The 16,465-nt window shown below is 37.9% G+C and carries 16 protein-coding genes; 15 read left to right on the forward strand and 1 reads right to left on the reverse strand.

Annotation, left to right across the window (positions count from 1 at the left end; genetic code table 11):
* Positions 1 to 155 precede the first annotated feature (155 nt).
* Positions 156 to 1,670: a gluconokinase gene (locus IC610_RS01345; protein ID WP_191734876.1), complete on the reverse strand. Its 1,515-nt coding sequence runs from the start codon at positions 1,668 to 1,670 to the stop codon at positions 156 to 158.
* A gap of 62 nt (positions 1,671 to 1,732) precedes the next feature.
* On the opposite strand from IC610_RS01345, the gene IC610_RS01350 reads away from it, so the two are divergent.
* The 15 genes from IC610_RS01350 to IC610_RS01420 all read left to right on the forward strand — a co-directional run bounded on the left by IC610_RS01350 (position 1,733) and on the right by IC610_RS01420 (position 16,459).
* On the forward strand, positions 1,733 to 2,443 hold the full coding sequence (locus IC610_RS01350; RefSeq protein ID WP_191734877.1) for a DUF429 domain-containing protein: 711 nt from the start codon (positions 1,733 to 1,735) through the stop codon (positions 2,441 to 2,443).
* 305 nt (positions 2,444 to 2,748) lie between these two features.
* Positions 2,749 to 2,925, forward strand: a complete 177-nt coding sequence (locus tag IC610_RS01355) for a hypothetical protein (protein WP_191734878.1) — start codon at positions 2,749 to 2,751, stop codon at positions 2,923 to 2,925.
* Between the two features lie 327 nt (positions 2,926 to 3,252).
* Positions 3,253 to 4,602 (forward strand): sigma-54-dependent transcriptional regulator, encoded by a 1,350-nt coding sequence (locus tag IC610_RS01360; protein WP_191734879.1) that lies wholly within the window; start codon positions 3,253 to 3,255, stop codon positions 4,600 to 4,602.
* Positions 4,603 to 4,761: 159 nt separating this feature from the next.
* Entirely contained in the window at positions 4,762 to 5,121 is a 360-nt protein-coding gene (locus IC610_RS01365) for a DUF7674 family protein (RefSeq protein WP_191734880.1), read from the forward strand.
* A gap of 11 nt (positions 5,122 to 5,132) precedes the next feature.
* The gene (locus IC610_RS01370; RefSeq protein WP_191734881.1) at positions 5,133 to 5,273 is read left to right on the forward strand and encodes a hypothetical protein; all 141 of its coding nucleotides are present in this window, start codon (positions 5,133 to 5,135) and stop codon (positions 5,271 to 5,273) included.
* Between the two features lie 330 nt (positions 5,274 to 5,603).
* Positions 5,604 to 7,292 (forward strand): potassium-transporting ATPase subunit KdpA, encoded by a 1,689-nt coding sequence (gene kdpA, locus IC610_RS01375; RefSeq protein ID WP_191734882.1) that lies wholly within the window; start codon positions 5,604 to 5,606, stop codon positions 7,290 to 7,292.
* A gap of 34 nt (positions 7,293 to 7,326) precedes the next feature.
* Positions 7,327 to 9,336, forward strand: a complete 2,010-nt coding sequence (gene kdpB / locus IC610_RS01380) for a potassium-transporting ATPase subunit KdpB (protein ID WP_191734883.1) — start codon at positions 7,327 to 7,329, stop codon at positions 9,334 to 9,336.
* A 102-nt stretch (positions 9,337 to 9,438) separates the two neighbouring features.
* Entirely contained in the window at positions 9,439 to 10,005 is a 567-nt protein-coding gene (locus tag IC610_RS01385; protein ID WP_191734884.1) for a K(+)-transporting ATPase subunit C, read from the forward strand.
* Positions 10,006 to 10,080: 75 nt separating this feature from the next.
* Positions 10,081 to 11,160: a porin gene (locus IC610_RS01390; protein WP_191734885.1), complete on the forward strand. Its 1,080-nt coding sequence runs from the start codon at positions 10,081 to 10,083 to the stop codon at positions 11,158 to 11,160.
* Between the two features lie 239 nt (positions 11,161 to 11,399).
* Positions 11,400 to 12,524, forward strand: coding sequence for a sensor protein KdpD (locus IC610_RS01395; RefSeq protein WP_191734886.1), 1,125 nt, complete (start codon positions 11,400 to 11,402; stop codon positions 12,522 to 12,524).
* Complete coding sequence (locus IC610_RS01400) at positions 12,524 to 14,251, forward strand: sensor histidine kinase (protein ID WP_191734887.1); 1,728 nt, start codon at positions 12,524 to 12,526, stop codon at positions 14,249 to 14,251. The genes IC610_RS01395 and IC610_RS01400 overlap by 1 nt, the downstream gene beginning before the upstream one ends.
* Positions 14,252 to 14,589: 338 nt before the next feature.
* A complete protein-coding gene (locus tag IC610_RS01405) occupies positions 14,590 to 14,730 on the forward strand; it encodes a hypothetical protein (protein ID WP_191734888.1) in 141 nt (46 codons plus the stop codon).
* Complete coding sequence (locus IC610_RS01410; protein ID WP_191734889.1) at positions 14,727 to 15,152, forward strand: alpha/beta hydrolase family protein; 426 nt, start codon at positions 14,727 to 14,729, stop codon at positions 15,150 to 15,152. Before IC610_RS01405 ends, IC610_RS01410 begins: the two co-directional genes overlap by 4 nt.
* A gap of 142 nt (positions 15,153 to 15,294) precedes the next feature.
* Positions 15,295 to 15,768 carry a (2Fe-2S)-binding protein gene (locus tag IC610_RS01415; protein ID WP_191734890.1) on the forward strand — a complete coding sequence of 158 codons (474 nt, stop codon included), beginning with the start codon at positions 15,295 to 15,297 and terminating at the stop codon, positions 15,766 to 15,768.
* Between the two features lie 61 nt (positions 15,769 to 15,829).
* The gene (locus tag IC610_RS01420) at positions 15,830 to 16,459 is read left to right on the forward strand and encodes a cytochrome c (protein WP_228462840.1); all 630 of its coding nucleotides are present in this window, start codon (positions 15,830 to 15,832) and stop codon (positions 16,457 to 16,459) included.
* Positions 16,460 to 16,465 lie beyond the last annotated feature (6 nt).

A 16,465-nucleotide genomic window follows, 5' to 3' on the forward strand; every position in this document is an offset into this window, starting at 1 on the left:
TGTCAGCGAAATTCAGTTTAGTTGTGGTAATATCTGATGAATTCACATTTCAAAATTCTTAATAATTATGAAAATAAAGTTGTCCAAGGTTATTACAGAAGCCTATATTTAGGGATTAATTTTCTACAATCTTTGGTATATCAAGTGGTCATAATCTATAACAAAAACTCGTCTTCCAGCTTATCATAAAGTCTCTGGAATTTTGTGAAATTTTTTAAATACACTGCATGATTTTCTTTACTCGGCTCATAAAATTGTTCAGTGCTGTCTGTTATATCTGCAGTTGTGTATTCTTCAACAGGCTGATTTGGCGTAATTCCTAATGCTTCCATACCTATGAGCGCAGCTCCCCATGCTGAACTTTCCACTGTATCTTTAACGAAAACGGGCTTGTTAAAAATGTCTGCTAACATTTGAATCAGATTCTGTGACCGCGCTAAACCACCACTTACATAGATTTTTTGAATTGGGCCAGTGTTTTCCTCCAACGCAATTCCAACGCTGTAAATTGCGAACAGCATGCCCTCCATCATGGCCCGCGCAAAGTGTGCAGAGGTGTGCTGCAACTGTATTCCAAAATACACTCCTTTTGCATTGGAATTCCAGTGCGGAGCACGCTCACCAGTTAAGTACGGCAAAAAAATTAAACCTTCTGATCCTGGAACGACTGAATCTATCATTTCGTTTAGATGCTGGGTTAAATCCTCATCCTTTATTTTTTTGGTCGATTCGCTTAAGAAGGCACTTCGGAACCAATTGCGCAAAAGACCACCATTATTAACAGCTCCTCCAATTACATATTCATTGGGTCTGAGGAGATAGCTGAATAACCGTTGCTTTTGCTCCGGGTTCGGCAGCGGAGAGATAACCCGTATAGCTCCGCTGGTGCCGATAGTTACAGAAGCCACTCCTGGTTTCACAGCTCCTACTCCCAAATTAGCCAGACAGCCATCGCTGCCTCCAATAACAAATGAAGTACCTTCTGATATGCGCATCGAGGTTGCTGTTTTTCTGTCTTGCAATACCAAAACATGGTCAATCGGGACAGGTGTAGATAGCTGTTCGGCAGAGATTCCTGCCAGATTCAGTGCTAAGTCAGACCACATTAACTTATGTATATCAAATAGTCCCGTAGCCGACGCAATGGAATGATCAACCATATAGGTACCAAAGAGTCGGTAAAAAAGAAATTCCTTAATACCAATAAATTTATGGGATCGTTCAAACACTTTTTCATCATACGATTTTATCCATATTAATTTGCAAAGCAGAGACATGGGATGAATGGGCGTTCCAGTCTGTTGATATAATATTCTACCTTCTTCCTTCGCCTTCAATCCGGTAGCTATATCTTCACTTCTCCGGTCAGCCCAAATAATGCAATTCGTGAGCGGCTTTCCTGATTTGTCAACAGCTATCAGTCCGTGCATGGCACTGCTTACCGAAATACACAAAGGCTGCAACATCTTGTCAATGCCTTGTAATTCGTCCATTAAACGCGCAATCGAATCAGTACACGCGTTATAAATAACCTCAGGATCCTGTTCGTAATGTCCTTCAGAAGGATTCAGTATAGGATAAGAAATGTTTTGTATTGCCAAGACTTTGCCTTTCAGGTCAAATGCAACGGCTTTTGTAGACGACGTACCAATATCTAATCCTATTATCATAATTTTTAATCAAAAGTTTAAGTGATATATTTACGATCTAAATTACATTAGATTTTAACAAAATGCAAAAATTAATAGGTATTGATGGCTGTAAGTTTGGCTGGGTAGCTGTGTCAATGAAAAGTGATACTGCGGACCTTTTCAAAAGTTTGGCAGATCTGATCAATTTTTATCCGGAAGACAGTATGTTCATGATCGATATGCCTGTTGGTCTCCCCAATGTTGATTTGAAAGAAAGAAATTGCGAAACGATAGCCCGAAAAATTTTATCTAAAAAAAGAAAACCGAGTGTGTTTTCGGTGCCGTGTCGGGAGGCAGTTTATGCTTTATCATATGAAGAAGCAAATCAGGTAAATAAAGAAAAAATTAAGAAAGGTATTTCCAAACAATCCTGGGGTATAGTTCAGAAAATCAGAGAAGTCGATCAACTTTTACAAAACAACAGAAGCTTTGTAGATAAAATCAAAGAATCACATCCTGAGGTAGCGTTTCACTTTTTAAACAGTCAGCAATCTATGGAATACAATAAAAAGACCACTGAGGGTCAGCAGGAAAGGTTACAAGTATTGAAGAGTTTTTCCGATAGGGCAGAAGTCATTTTTAATAATTCTATGAGTAATTTTAAAAGAAAACATGTTTCTGCGGATGACATTTTAGATTCTATCTGCCTGGCAGTAACCCTTGAGGAGATCGTAAATTCCGGTAGTTCTTTTGAGTCCGGTAATTTAGACAGTCTTGGAATACCGATGAAAATACATTATTTTACAAAGTGAAATTTAATCATCTCATATTATTTTGTTTTCACAGTAAATATTATCATTTATTTTGTCTTATTGGATAACCTAAATACACAATCAAAAAACTCAGAAAAATATCACTTTTGTAAAGTATTCTCTAGAAAAGATTTGTAAGCTGTCGGGAATAATGAAGCCAAATTTTTTAGTTTCATTTAAATTTCAATTCAATGTAAAATTTAACGCTATGGATCTTATCATGACGCCCGGCGTACTTCTAAGAAGCATTAGCCAAACCTTGAAATTTTTAGTCGAGGATCTCAGAATTGATGAAAACCAACTGAATGCATTGGATACGGAAAAAGCAGCCATTTGATTACAAGATGCCCCAAAAGTTCTTAGAAAAAAATTCCTTTATTATTAAAAAAGAAGAGATCAAAGAATACAATCCTAAAAATAAGGAAGAAGTATATCATAAATTACCAGAAACTATGCAGGGAATTGCAATGGCTGGCTTGTAGCGAGCCGGTTTTAAAAAAAAAAGCGTTTTACAGAGGTAATTTGCTTCGAAATTTGACGGTCTCAACAGATTTTCAGAAGATCTCGATTTTTCTTTAATAGAAATTGACCCTATTTTTCCCTTGAATCCTACTTTTAAGATATCTTCTCCGAGTTAGTTGCTATAGTGATGTAAGCAAGCATTCAGGAAAAGAAAAAATCTATAGGATCTACAGTAGATTCAGCTTTTTTAAAGTCAGGAATGATATAAAAAAATTTTGGAAGGAGCACTTCCACAGATGTGAATTGGCAGTATTAATTACTAATTTTGTGCTGTGAAATTTATTACAATGAATACCATTCTAATCATCGACGACGAAGCAAAAATAAGATCGCTTCTCTCCAGAATCATCAGTCTTGAAGGTTTTGAAGTTTCTGAAGCCAGCAATCTGAAGAGTGGATTAAAAAAACTTGAAACCTTAGAAATTGATATTGTGATCTGCGATGTGAAGCTCCCCGACGGAAATGGAGTGGAGTTTTCTAAAATCATCAAAGAGAAATTTCCGGTGGTAGAAGTGATTCTTCTGACCGCTTTCGGCAATATACCGGACGGTGTGATGGCGATTAAAAACGGTGCGTTTGACTACATTACAAAAGGTGACGACAATACCCGAATTCTACCGCTCATTTATAAAGCTTCTGAAAAGGTAGCATTGAACAAACGCGTTCTGCATCTTGAAAAGCAGCTCAACAGAAAACAGTCTTTTGACAGCATTATCGGAAAATCATCAACTATTACAGGTGTCGTAGAATCTGCCCGAAAAGTCGCCAATACTGATGCTACCGTTCTTCTGACTGGTGAAACTGGTACCGGTAAAGAGGTATTTGCGCAGGCGATTCATCACGCAAGCAAGAGGAATAAAAATAATTTTATCGCTATCAATTGCTCGGCATTCGGGAAAGATTTGCTGGAAAACGAATTGTTCGGTCATAAAGCCGGCGCTTTTACGGGTGCTCTTAAAGACAGCAAAGGTATTTTTGAAGAAGCCAATCAGGGAACTGTTTTTCTGGATGAAATCGGAGAGATGCCACTGGATTTGCAGGCAAAACTGTTGCGTGTTTTGGAATCAGGAGAATTTCTAAAAGTGGGCGACAATAAACCGATTAAAACAAATGTCAGAATTGTAGCGGCAACAAACAGAGATCTTGAAAGTGAAATTGAAAAAGGAAATTTCCGTGAAGACCTTTATTACAGAATCAATATTTTTCAGATTAAACTTCCGTCGCTGAGAGAAAGAACGGAAGATATTGAATTGCTCGTCAGATTTTTCCTGAAAAGTTTTTCACTTAAAACCGGGAAAAATATCACTTCCATATCTCCTGATTATTTGAAAGCATTAAAAAACCATCCCTGGAAAGGCAACATCCGTGAACTTCGAAATGTGATTGAACGCAGCGTGATTCTCACAGATTCTTCGGAGCTGGATGTCGATAGTCTGCCATTGGATATTTCAATCAGCAATGACCAAAATTCATCTCAGATCAAAATAATGTCCGCTTTTTCTATGGCGAGTGCTGAGAAAATGCAGATTCAAAAAGTTCTTAATCATACCAAAGGCAATAAAGCCGAAGCTGCCAGGTTGCTCGAAATCGGCATTGCGACCTTATACAGAAAGGTGGAAGAGTACAAAATTTCATAAAAAATATTTTCATTCTGATAAAGACCCTATCATTTTGATAGGGTTTTTTGTGTTTTGAAATGTTTTAAAATCTATTTAATTTATTGTATTTCAATTATTTGTATTCTTTTTTTATTCGGAGGAACAAATCTTGGCATTAGAGATTCAAAACAAACCAAAATGAATCATACAGAAGCCATCAGGGAAATAGTAGAAGTAATTCCTGAAACGCAGGAAGAATTTGATGAATCTTACAAGACAGCCAGTCCTTACATGGTCATCAATGTTTTCACCAAACAAATCAAAAAACTTATTAAAAACAACGAGCAAAAAATTCTGGAAAAATGTATTCGGAAAATGAATAAACTGTACAACAAAGGCGATCAGAAACTGAAAGGAGCCATCGAAAATGTTTTCGTGTATTCCATAGACAGTTTTACATTTTGTTGCGAACCTGCTTACAAAAAAATGATCTTCGATAAAATGTCAGTAAGTCTGCAAAATAATTATTTACATCAGGTTTACAAATCAGGAATTTAAGTTTAAATAAAATGAAATCAAAAATCAGAAAAATTGGAGACTGGAAACTTCTGAAGTCTACCCGTGAAAAACACGATTTCGAAGTGATCACCATCAATATTGCTGTAATTCTCGGCGTTTTTGTCGCTGCTGCAATTCTGCAGGTTAATTAAAATCAAAAACAAAAATGATAACAATTATTCTATTAATCACTGCAATACTGTTATTCGTATTGTTTTACCGCCTCGTTGAGTATTTTGAAAACATTTAAATTAAAAAAAATGACTCTACTATTTTTTATATCAATAGCCATATTCATTTATATCTGCTATGTGCTCGTAAAGCCGGAAAAATTTTAAAACCAATTAATAAGCAAATGAACCGTAAGATTATACATCAAATAAAAGAGTGGGGGATTCTGATTTTTTGGATCAGCTTCATCATCGCTTTTTTATATCTGTTGATTACCGTGAAAAAATTTGCACTAATTCATTAAACAAACTATGAACACTGAAATTTTAGGCGTTGTTGCGATGTTTGTCATAACATTGCTTTTGGCGATACCTTTTGGAAAGTATATTTCAAAAGTTTACACAGGAGAAAAAACATTTCTGGATCCTGTTTTCAAACCCGTAGAAAGATTTTTCTACAGAATATCAGGAATCGATTCTGATCATGAAATGAACTGGAAACAGCATCTGACCGCACTTTTAACCATCAACTTTTTATGGTTTTTCATCAGTATGCTTGTTCTGATGAATATGAGCTGGCTCCCACTCAATCCCGATTCAAATCCGGATATGTCGCCGGATCTGGCATTTAATACAACCATTTCCTTTTTAGTCAACTGTAATTTACAGCATTATTCAGGCGAAACGGGATTGAGTTATCTTGGTCAAATCTGGCTGATGTTCCTGCAATTTGTTTCTGCTGCAACGGGAATGGCTGCTTCTATCGTTATTTTTAAAGCTTTCAGAGAAAAATCTACCGAAAAGCTCGGAAATTTTTATGACTACCTTCTAAAATCCACTACAAGAATTTTATTGCCGCTCTCACTGTTGATGGGTGCAGTAATGGTATTTCAGGGAATGCCGATGACTTTCAGTGGGAAAGATAAAATGATTACGTTGGAAGATAAAAATGTGGAAGTTTCTACTGGACCGGTCGCTGCGTTTGTTCCTATAAAACACATTGGAACGAACGGTGGAGGTTTTTTTGGAGCGAACGGAGCACATCCGCTGGAAAACCCGAGCTACATTACCAATATGGTTGAGATGTCTGCGCAGTTTATTATTCCGATGGCGATGGTTTTTGCATTCGGACATTTTATCCGCAGAAAGAAATTCGGATATATGATTTTTGGTGTGATGACTGTTGGGTTTCTATTACTTGCAGTACCAACGGTTATTATGGAAATGAACGGCAATCCTGCCATCAGCCAAATGGGAATCGACCAGTCACTGGGAGCAATGGAAGGTAAAGAAATCCGTTTCGGAGCTGCCGCTTCAGGTTTCTGGAGTATTGTAACGACTGTAATTTCTACAGGATCAATTAATTCAATGCATGACAGCGCAATGCCACTTTCCGGAATGACCCAGATGCTTGCCATGATGGTAAATGCTTTCTACGGCGGTGACGGGGCAGGGATTCTGAATATCTTCATCTACATTATTCTCGCCGTTTTCATCAGCGGATTGATGGTCGGCCGTACTCCGGAATTTATGGGTAAAAAAATTGAAGCCCGCGAAATGAAAATTGCCATGATTGTAGCCCTTTTCCATCCGTTTCTTATTCTTGTCGGAACTGCGATTGCCACTTATTTTCCTGAAGTCAGAACTTCTACACTCAATAATCCCGGATTCCACGGTTTCAGCGAAGTGCTTTATGAGTATACTTCTTCGGCTGCCAATAACGGAAGTGGTTTTGAAGGGTTGGGTGACAATAATCTTTTCTGGAATATTTCTACAGGAATTGTTCTGTTGCTCGGCCGTTTCTTACCGATTATCGGACCAGTAGCGATTGCAGGATTATTAGCTCAGAAAAAATACATTCCGGAAGGGGAAGGAACTTTAAAAACAGATACTTCCACATTCGGGCTGATGACTTTTGCAGTAATTGCGATTATTGCAGCGCTGGCTTTCTTTCCGGCACTGGCATTGGGGCCGATCGCAGAATATTTTTCAATGAAATAAAAGTTAGATAAAATTTAAATAACAGAAAATTAAAATGACTCAAAATAAATCTTTGTTTCAAAAAGAATTGGTTCAGGAAGCATTGAAACAGTCTTTTGTGAAACTGAATCCGAAACTGATGTTTAAAAATCCCGTCATGTTTCTCGTATGGCTCGGAACATTGGTGATGTTTTTTGTAAGCCTCTGGACTTTGACAGGAGAAAAATCTCAGGGAAGTTTTGCCTACAATTTTACGGTATTCATCATTCTTTTACTGACCGTTTTGTTTGGGAATTTTGCCGAAGCCATCGCTGAAGCAAGAGGAAAAGCTCAGGCAGACAGTTTGCGTAAAACCAGAGAAGAAACGCCTGCAAAACTCCAGAATGGTGAAACAATTTCTTCATCTAAATTACAGAAAGGTGACATTTTTGTTTGCGAAGCCGGAGATATTATTCCTTCTGACGGAGAAATCATCGAAGGTCTTGCTACGATAGACGAAAGTGCGATTACCGGAGAATCTGCTCCTGTCATTCGTGAAGCAGGTGGCGATAAAAGTTCTGTAACGGGAGGAACAAAAGTTTTGTCGGATAAAATCGTTGTTCAGGTGACCACGCAACCTGGCGAAAGCTTTTTAGATAAGATGATTGCCTTGGTAGAAGGTGCCTCGAGACAGAAAACACCTAATGAAATTGCCCTGACGATTTTGCTGGCTGGTTTTACATTGGTTTTTATCATCGTTTGTGTGACTTTAAAACCGTTCGCAGATTATTCAAATGTAACGATTACCATTGCATCATTCATTTCACTTTTTGTCTGCTTAATTCCAACAACCATCGGTGGATTATTGTCAGCGATAGGAATTGCAGGAATGGACAGAGCTTTGCGTGCCAACGTCATCACAAAAAGTGGTAGAGCAGTAGAAACAGCTGGAGATATTGATGTTTTACTTTTAGATAAAACAGGCACAATTACTATCGGAAACCGTAAGGCAACAGGATTTTATCCGGCTCATCAGATTGATGAAACACAATTGATCAAAGCCGCGGTTTTAAGTTCGATGGCGGATGAAACCCCTGAAGGAAAATCAATCATTGAACTGGCGGGAATCAATCCGTTAAGCTATGAAATCAGTAATCCTCAGTTTATCAAATTTACCGCAGAAACCAGAAGTTCAGGGATTGATTATGATGGAAACCGCATCCGCAAAGGAGCAACTGACGCTATCAGAAAAATATCGGAAGCTGCCGGAAATGCTTTTCCACAAGAAATAGATTTAAAAGTTAAAGAAATTTCTCAGAACGGAGGAACACCATTGGTGGTTTCAGAAAATGAAAAAGTTCTGGGAGTGATTGAACTTCAGGATATTATCAAAACCGGAATCAGCGAACGTTTTGAACGTCTGAGAAAAATGGGAATCAAAACGGTAATGGTTACGGGTGATAATCCTCTGACTGCGAAATTTATCGCCGAAAAAGCAGGTGTTGACGATTTTATTGCCGAAGCAAAACCGGAAGATAAAATGAACTACATCAAAAAAGAACAGCAGGATGGCCGTTTGGTTGCCATGATGGGTGACGGTACCAATGATGCACCGGCATTGGCTCAGGCAGACGTAGGTGTCGCCATGAACAGTGGAACGCAGGCTGCAAAAGAAGCCGGAAACATGGTCGATTTGGATAATGATCCTACCAAATTAATTGAAGTTGTAGAGATTGGTAAACAGTTGCTGATGACAAGAGGAACGCTGACTACATTCAGCATTGCCAATGATGTTGCGAAATATTTTGCCATTATTCCGGCGTTGTTTATCACCGCAATTCCTGCGCTGCAAGGTTTAAATATTATGAATCTTCACAGTCCGGAAAGCGCGATTTTATCCGCGGTCATCTTTAACGCGATCATTATTCCGATACTGATTCCTCTGGCTTTGAAAGGCGTGGCCTATAAACCCATCGGTGCATCGGCGTTGCTGAGAAGGAATTTATTCATCTTCGGTTTAGGCGGCGTCATCATTCCTTTTATCGGAATTAAAATCATCGATATCATCGTATCCTTATTTTTCTAAATATCCAAAAGGCAAAGCAGGAAGAAAGTTTTCATCACATCACTTTTCGTCCAATATCTATCTCAATTCTTCCTGCATTTGTCTTTACTAAATTATTATCAAATGAAAAAACATATTCTACCTGCAATCAAACTTACTGCTTTGTTCATCGTTCTTCTTGCGATTGTTTATCCAATATCCATTTGGGCAATCGCTCAGCTCTCACCTAATCAGGGTAAGGGAGATTTAATTCAACATAAAAATAAAACCTATTACGAAAATATCGGACAGTCTTTCACCAGCGACAAATACTTTTGGTCAAGACCTTCAGCAGTTGATTACAATGCAGCAGGTTCAGCAGGAAGCAATAAAGGTCCATCGAATGAAGAATATTTGAAACAGGTTCAGGCCCGTATCGATACTTTTTTAATGAAAAATCCTGAAATTAGAAAATCAGATATTCCAGCAGATCTCGTTACAGCAAGCGGAAGCGGATTGGATCCAAATTTCTCAGTTCAGGCAGCTAAAATTCAGGTGAAAAGAATTGCAAAAATCAGAAATATAGATGAAGCAAAAATCAATAATCTCATCGTTCAGAATACAGAAAAACCTTTGATAGGGTTGTTTGGACCTGAAAAAATTAATGTTCTGAAATTAAATATCGCGCTCGACCAGTTGAGCGGAAAATAATTTTAAAAAATCAATATTTATCATTGTGAGTTTTGTTTTAAATAAAATTCCATCTTTTTCTTAAATTTAAATTCAATGAAAAAAATACTGTTTGTTTTGTTAGCCGTATGCGGAATTACTGCATCTGCTCAAAACGATTCAATAGCCAAACCTCTTACTGTTAGCGGATACGCTGAGGTTTATTATACTGCGGATTTTAATAATCCAAAAAATAACAACCGCCCCTGTTTTGTTTACAGTCACAACCGAAACAATGAAGTGAACGTCAATTTAGCTTATATAAAAACGGCATACAATACAGAAAAAGTGAGAGCCAATCTGGCTTTGGCAGTCGGAACATATATGAATGCCAATTACGCAGCCGAACAGGGTGTGATGAAAAACATTTACGAAGCCAATGCAGGTTTAAAAATTTCCAAAAAACACAATCTGTGGATTGATGCGGGAATTTTTCCATCCCATTTGGGTTTTGAAAGTGCGGTCGGAAAAGACAATTGGACGCTTACCCGAAGCCTTTTCGCAGACAACTCTCCATATTTCGAGACTGGAGCAAAAATTTCATACAGCTCTGAAAGCGGAAAATGGTTTGTAAGCGGTTTGGTGCTCAACGGTTGGCAGCGTATTCAGAGAGTTGACGGAAATTCTACACCAGCATTCGGACACCAGGTGATCTTTAAACCTAATGAAAAACTGACCATCAACAGCAGTTCATTTATCGGAAATGACAAACCCGACAGCATTCGCCAGATGAGATATTTTCATAATCTTTATGCAGTGTATCAAATTAATAAAAAGTTTGGAGTTACTGCAGGATTTGACATTGGTGCCGAACAAAAAGTAAAAGGTAGTGAGCAGCACAACATTTGGTACACCCCGGTTTTAGTTGCGAAATACAATGCCACAGAAAAACTGAGTTTTACAGCAAGAGGAGAATATTATCAGGATGAAAAAGGAGTGCTCATTGCAACAGGGACGGAAAACGGTTTTAAAACTTTCGGATATTCTTTCAATGCCGATTATCAGATCTTTCCTAATCTTGTCTGGCGCACGGAAATCAGAAATTTAAACAGTAAAGATGCTATCTTTATGAACAGGACAGATGAGTTTAATAACAACAGTCTGACGGCGACGACAGCATTGGCCATTTCATTTTAGTAAAAGCAAATATAACTTTTGGTTAAATTAAGTTAGCTAAAAAAGATTGTGAATTTTCATAAACCATTAAGGGGATTAATTGATTAAAGAATGTTAAGGATCAATAGGTTCATTTAAACGTGTAACTTAATGATTCACCTTCGTGAATCTAAAAAAATGAGAATTATTTTTGTCCTTAAAAACTCAATATTCTTAATGGTTTAAAACATTTTTCTTACCTGAAATAATCAATTCTACAAATGAATGAATCAAGAAAATCCGCGGAAGAATTTCTGCATCTCATCAATAAATCCAAAAGAGGAAAACTCAAAATTTATATTGGGATGAGCGCAGGTGTAGGAAAAACCTACAGAATGCTGCAGGAAGCTCACGTACTTCTCCAAAACGGAATTGATGTAAAAATCGGATATGTAGAAACACATAACCGTAAAGAAACGCACAGTTTGTTGGAAGGTCTTCCTGTTATTCCCAGAAGAAAATTATTTTATAAAGGCAAAGAACTGGAAGAGCTCGATGTTCCTGCAATTATAATCCTCCGTCCTGAGATTGTAATTGTTGACGAATTGGCTCACACCAACATTGAAGGAAGTAAAAATAAAAAGAGATGGCAGGATGTGATGGATATTTTAGACGCTGGAATCAATGTGATCAGCGCTGTAAACATCCAGCATATAGAAAGTTTAAACGAAGAAGTGAAAGCTGTGACCGGCGTGGAAGTCACTGAGAGAATTCCCGATACGGTGCTTGCTGCTGCAGATGAGGTTGTAAATATTGACCTCACTGCCGATGAATTGATTGCACGGCTAAAGGAAGGAAAAATCTATGACAGCGGTAAAATACAGTCAGCACTGAATAATTTCTTCAAAAACGAGCACATATTGCAACTTCGGGAATTGGCTCTGAAAGAAGTTGCTTCACAGGTTACACGAAAAGTAGAATCTGACATTACGATTGGCAAAATTTTAAAAAAGGAAAGATTTCTTGCCTGCATCAGTTCAAATGAAAAAACAGCAAAAAATGTCATCCGGAAAACAGCAAGACTGGCAAATTATTACAACAGTCAGTGGTTTCTGCTGTATGTTCAGATTCCGAAAGAGTCGGCGGACAGGATTAATTTGAGCAAGCAGAGGCATTTAATTAATAATTTCAAACTGGCTACGGAACTTGGGGCAGAAATTATACGGATTGAGAGCAAAAATATCGCCTTATCAATAATGGAGCAGTGTGATGAACGAAGCATCACGACAGTATGCATCGGAAAACCACATCTTGATATCTGGAGAATTATTCTGGCGACAGACACTTTCAATTCTCTGCTCAAAAGACTGTCTAAACAGAATGTAGATTTAGTAATTTTGTCGTAATGAAAATAAAAACAAAGCTTAATGCGGGCGTTGGTCTGCTGTTTTTTATGATAATTATCCTTTCTAGTTTAGGTGGATGGTTTATTTATCAGCTTAAAAAAGATACCCAGAATATTCTTGCGGCCAACTACAATACGCTGCAGTACTCAAGAAATATGCTGCTGTCACTCGAAGAAATTTCTACAGAGCCATTTGCAATGTCAGAATTTCAGAAAAATCTTGACCTCCAGCGTCAGAATATTACAGAAAGCGGAGAAAAGGAAGCGACTCAAAATATCAATGATCATTTTTCGGAACTGAAAGTTGACAGAGGAAATTCAAACATTCATTCAGAGATCCGGAAAGATATTGCCGAACTGATGCAGTTGAATATGAATGCCATCCAGATTAAAAGTGGGATAGCAAACACGACAGCTCAAAATGCGATCGCCGTAATTTCTGTCGCAGGAACCTTGTGTTTTCTGATTGCATTTATTTTAATGGTAAATCTGCCTTCCAATATTTCCAATCCGATTAGGGAGCTGACTTCGAGCATTCATCAGATAGCCAATCGGAATTACAGAGAACGCGTACATTTTGAAAGCAACAGTGAGTTTGGTGAGTTGGCGAGGTCTTTTAATACCATGGCAGAAAAACTTCAGGAATATTCTGAAAGTCGGATTGACAAAATTTTAAAAGGAAAAAAGCGCATTGAAACGCTGATCGACAATATGCACGATGCCGTGATTGGAATTGATGAAGACCGAAAAGTTCTTTTCGTGAATGATGAAGCAATAAAAATTTCAGGTTTAAAAAAAGAAAATTTCGTAGGAAAACTGATTCAGGATGTAGCGGTGAGCAATGATTTGGTCAGAGATTTAATTAAAGAGATTATTGATGTCAACCACTCTAAAAATGAGTCTGAAACCTTGAAAATTTTTGTGGAAGGAAAAGAAAATTATTTTGAAAAAGAAATTTTAGACATCAATGTAATTCCAACTGGAGAAAAAGAAAGCCGTTTTATCGGTCAGGTCATTATGTTGAGAAATATTACGGCTTTCAAGGAACTGGATTTAGCTAAAACACAGTTCATTGGTACCGTTTCACATGAATTTAAAACGCCTATTTCTTCGATTCAAATGGGACTTCAATTATTGGAAAATGAGAAAGTAGGAAAATTGAATACCGAACAGATGAAACTTCTGAAAGGTATTGATGAAGACACGGTAAGATTGCTCAAAATTACACGGGAACTACTGAATCTGGCGCAGCGCGAATCTGGAATGATGCAGCTCAATGTCCATCCGTTTCATATAAGTTCAGTTATTCAGGAAGTGGTTGATACCAATCAGTCTGCTGCCGATGAAAAAAATATTCGTTTTAAAACTTATATTGATCCTCAGGTTGAAAAAATAAATGCAGATGAAGAAAAAATTGTCTGGGTTTTAAACAATTTTGTTTCCAATGGAATCCGTTATTCTCCTGAGAATTCTGCGATAGAAATTTCAATTGATAAGGCGGGAAACAATTCAGTTAAATTTTCAGTTGCAGATCAGGGTGCAGGAATTGAGCCCCAATTTTTAAAGCAGATTTTCACCAGATATTTTCGCATTCCGGGAACTAAAGCTGAAGGTAACGGATTAGGATTAAGCATATGCAAAGATTTTGTGGAAGCACACGGCGGAAGGATATCTGTTGAAAGTAAAACGGGACAGGGAAGTGTTTTCAGTTTTGAATTATCTTCCTAACTCCTAACCACGCAAAAGTCTCGCTTGATCACGATATATAATATTTACAACTGATCTGATGAATGTTCTAAAGTACACACTATGAGACGTTTCTCTCTAAAATCATTTACTTCTTTAATTATTAATGTATAAAATGTAGACGGCGCTACTTGTTTTAAGTGGGCTATTTGGATGTTTGTGACCACGTTTCAATTAACGGTTGTTAGGATATTCAGATTAATGAAGAAATTACAGACACGTGGTATTTTCCTTTTGTAGATGGCGAAAATTAAATTCATGTTAATTAAACGTGAGGACGAAATTTAAAGCATTCTAGTTTAAAAAATGCGAAGGAACCTTTGATGATTGCAGAGCAGGGAAGTTTTGCGGTTGGAGGAATTGTATTGAAAAGTTCAGGAACATTTAATCCACAAAAGCCGACTGCGGAAGGACAGACTTTCAGAGGCACCACGCTTATGTTTTTTATCAGATTCCTGTGAAAGCCAGAAAATATCCATTGGTAATGTGGCACGGAATCGGACAGTTTTCCAAAACCTGGGAGATAACTCCTGACGGAAGAGAGGGTTTTCAGAATATCTTTCTTCCCAGGAATTTCCCGGTTTACATCATGTACCAGCCGGGAAGGGTAAATGCAGGAAGAAGTACCGTAGCTTCTACGATTGAGCCAACTCCCGATGAGCAAAATTGGTTTAATGTTTTCCGTGTTGGATTGTGTCCAAAATATTACGAAGGTGTACAGTTTGCCAAAGATTCTGCCACGCTCAATGGGCTGAAAGGAAAAAAACATTTTACGTTTTCTGATTTAAATAATATTCAAGTCGTTGATTTGATGAGCCACAGGCTATGGCATAAAAATTTGATTTTAGGGAGATCTTACATTAGTGATCAGTTTTTTCGATAATTAATATTTTACTCAATCAGTAATATTGGTAAGCCAATCCGTAATATATATAATCAAAAGACATATTAGTTTCACGATATTTGTATACAGTCAAATTCCAGACGTACATCAATCATATATCTCAACCTCAAAAAAATATAAAATGGCTATAACTACATTAAAGATTAATAGAAAGGATTATACGGTAGATGCAGACGAAAACATGCCGCTTCTTTGGGCAATTCGGGATCTCGCTGGCCTTACAGGTACAAAATTCGGATGTGGAGTAGCTCAGTGTGGCGCTTGTGTGATTCACTTAGATGGCGAAGCCGTGCGGTCCTGTGTGACGAAGGTCAAGCGAGCAGAAGGGAAGAGCATAACCACAATAGAAGGACTGTCTGAAAACAACGATCATCCTGTACAAAAGGCATGGCAGGAAATTGATGTTCCTCAGTGCGGTTACTGTCATTCCGGTCAGATTATGTCTGCTGTAGTTCTGTTGAGAGAAAATCCAAATCCAACTGATTTAGATATCGATAATGCGATGTCAGGAAATATTTGCCGTTGCGGAACTTATCCAAGGATCCGTCATGCAATTAAAATCGCCGCCGAACTTCAACGTGAGAAAGGAAAATAGTAAAAAACTTTTTGTAACTAATTGAATTTTACACCGAAGAAAAATATATAGAAAGATGAATATGTTAAAAAATAAAATACCGGCAGTAATCTTAGTGGTCCTTCTCTGTTCTGTTGGGATCTATGCTTATACCTCGCAGAGAGTGCATAAGCCGATTGCAACATCGCCAGTAGAAAAGAAGGTATTTTCTGCTAAAAAAGACAGCGTAGCATCTGTAAAAGCTTTTGAGAAAGTGTACGCAGTGTTGATGAGTCCGCGGTGTATGAACTGTCATCCGAGTGGCGATATTCCACTGCAGGGAGACGACAGCCATATCCATACCATGCAGCCTAAACGTGGGGTTGACGGAAAAGGTCTTTATGCGATGAAGTGTACCAACTGCCATCAGCCTGAAAACACTCCCGGACCTCACACGCCACCGGGAAATCCTAACTGGCATCTGCCACCTGCCAATATGAAGATGGTGTTTCAGGACAGAACCGCCCACCAGCTTGCAAAACAACTCATTGATCCTAAACAGAATGGCAATAAGGATATAAAAAAACTCATTGAGCATGCGGATGATGGTCTTGTACTCGCAGGATGGAAACCCGCAGAAGGTTTGAAACTTCCTCCAATGAGTCATGCAGAATTTAAAAAAGCCTGGATTACATGGCTTGAAACCGGAGCTTATGCACCTCAACCTAATTAAATTAAA

It is taken from the genome of Chryseobacterium caseinilyticum, assembly GCF_014837145.1.
Taxonomy (GTDB): Bacteria; Bacteroidota; Bacteroidia; order Flavobacteriales; family Weeksellaceae; genus Chryseobacterium; species Chryseobacterium caseinilyticum.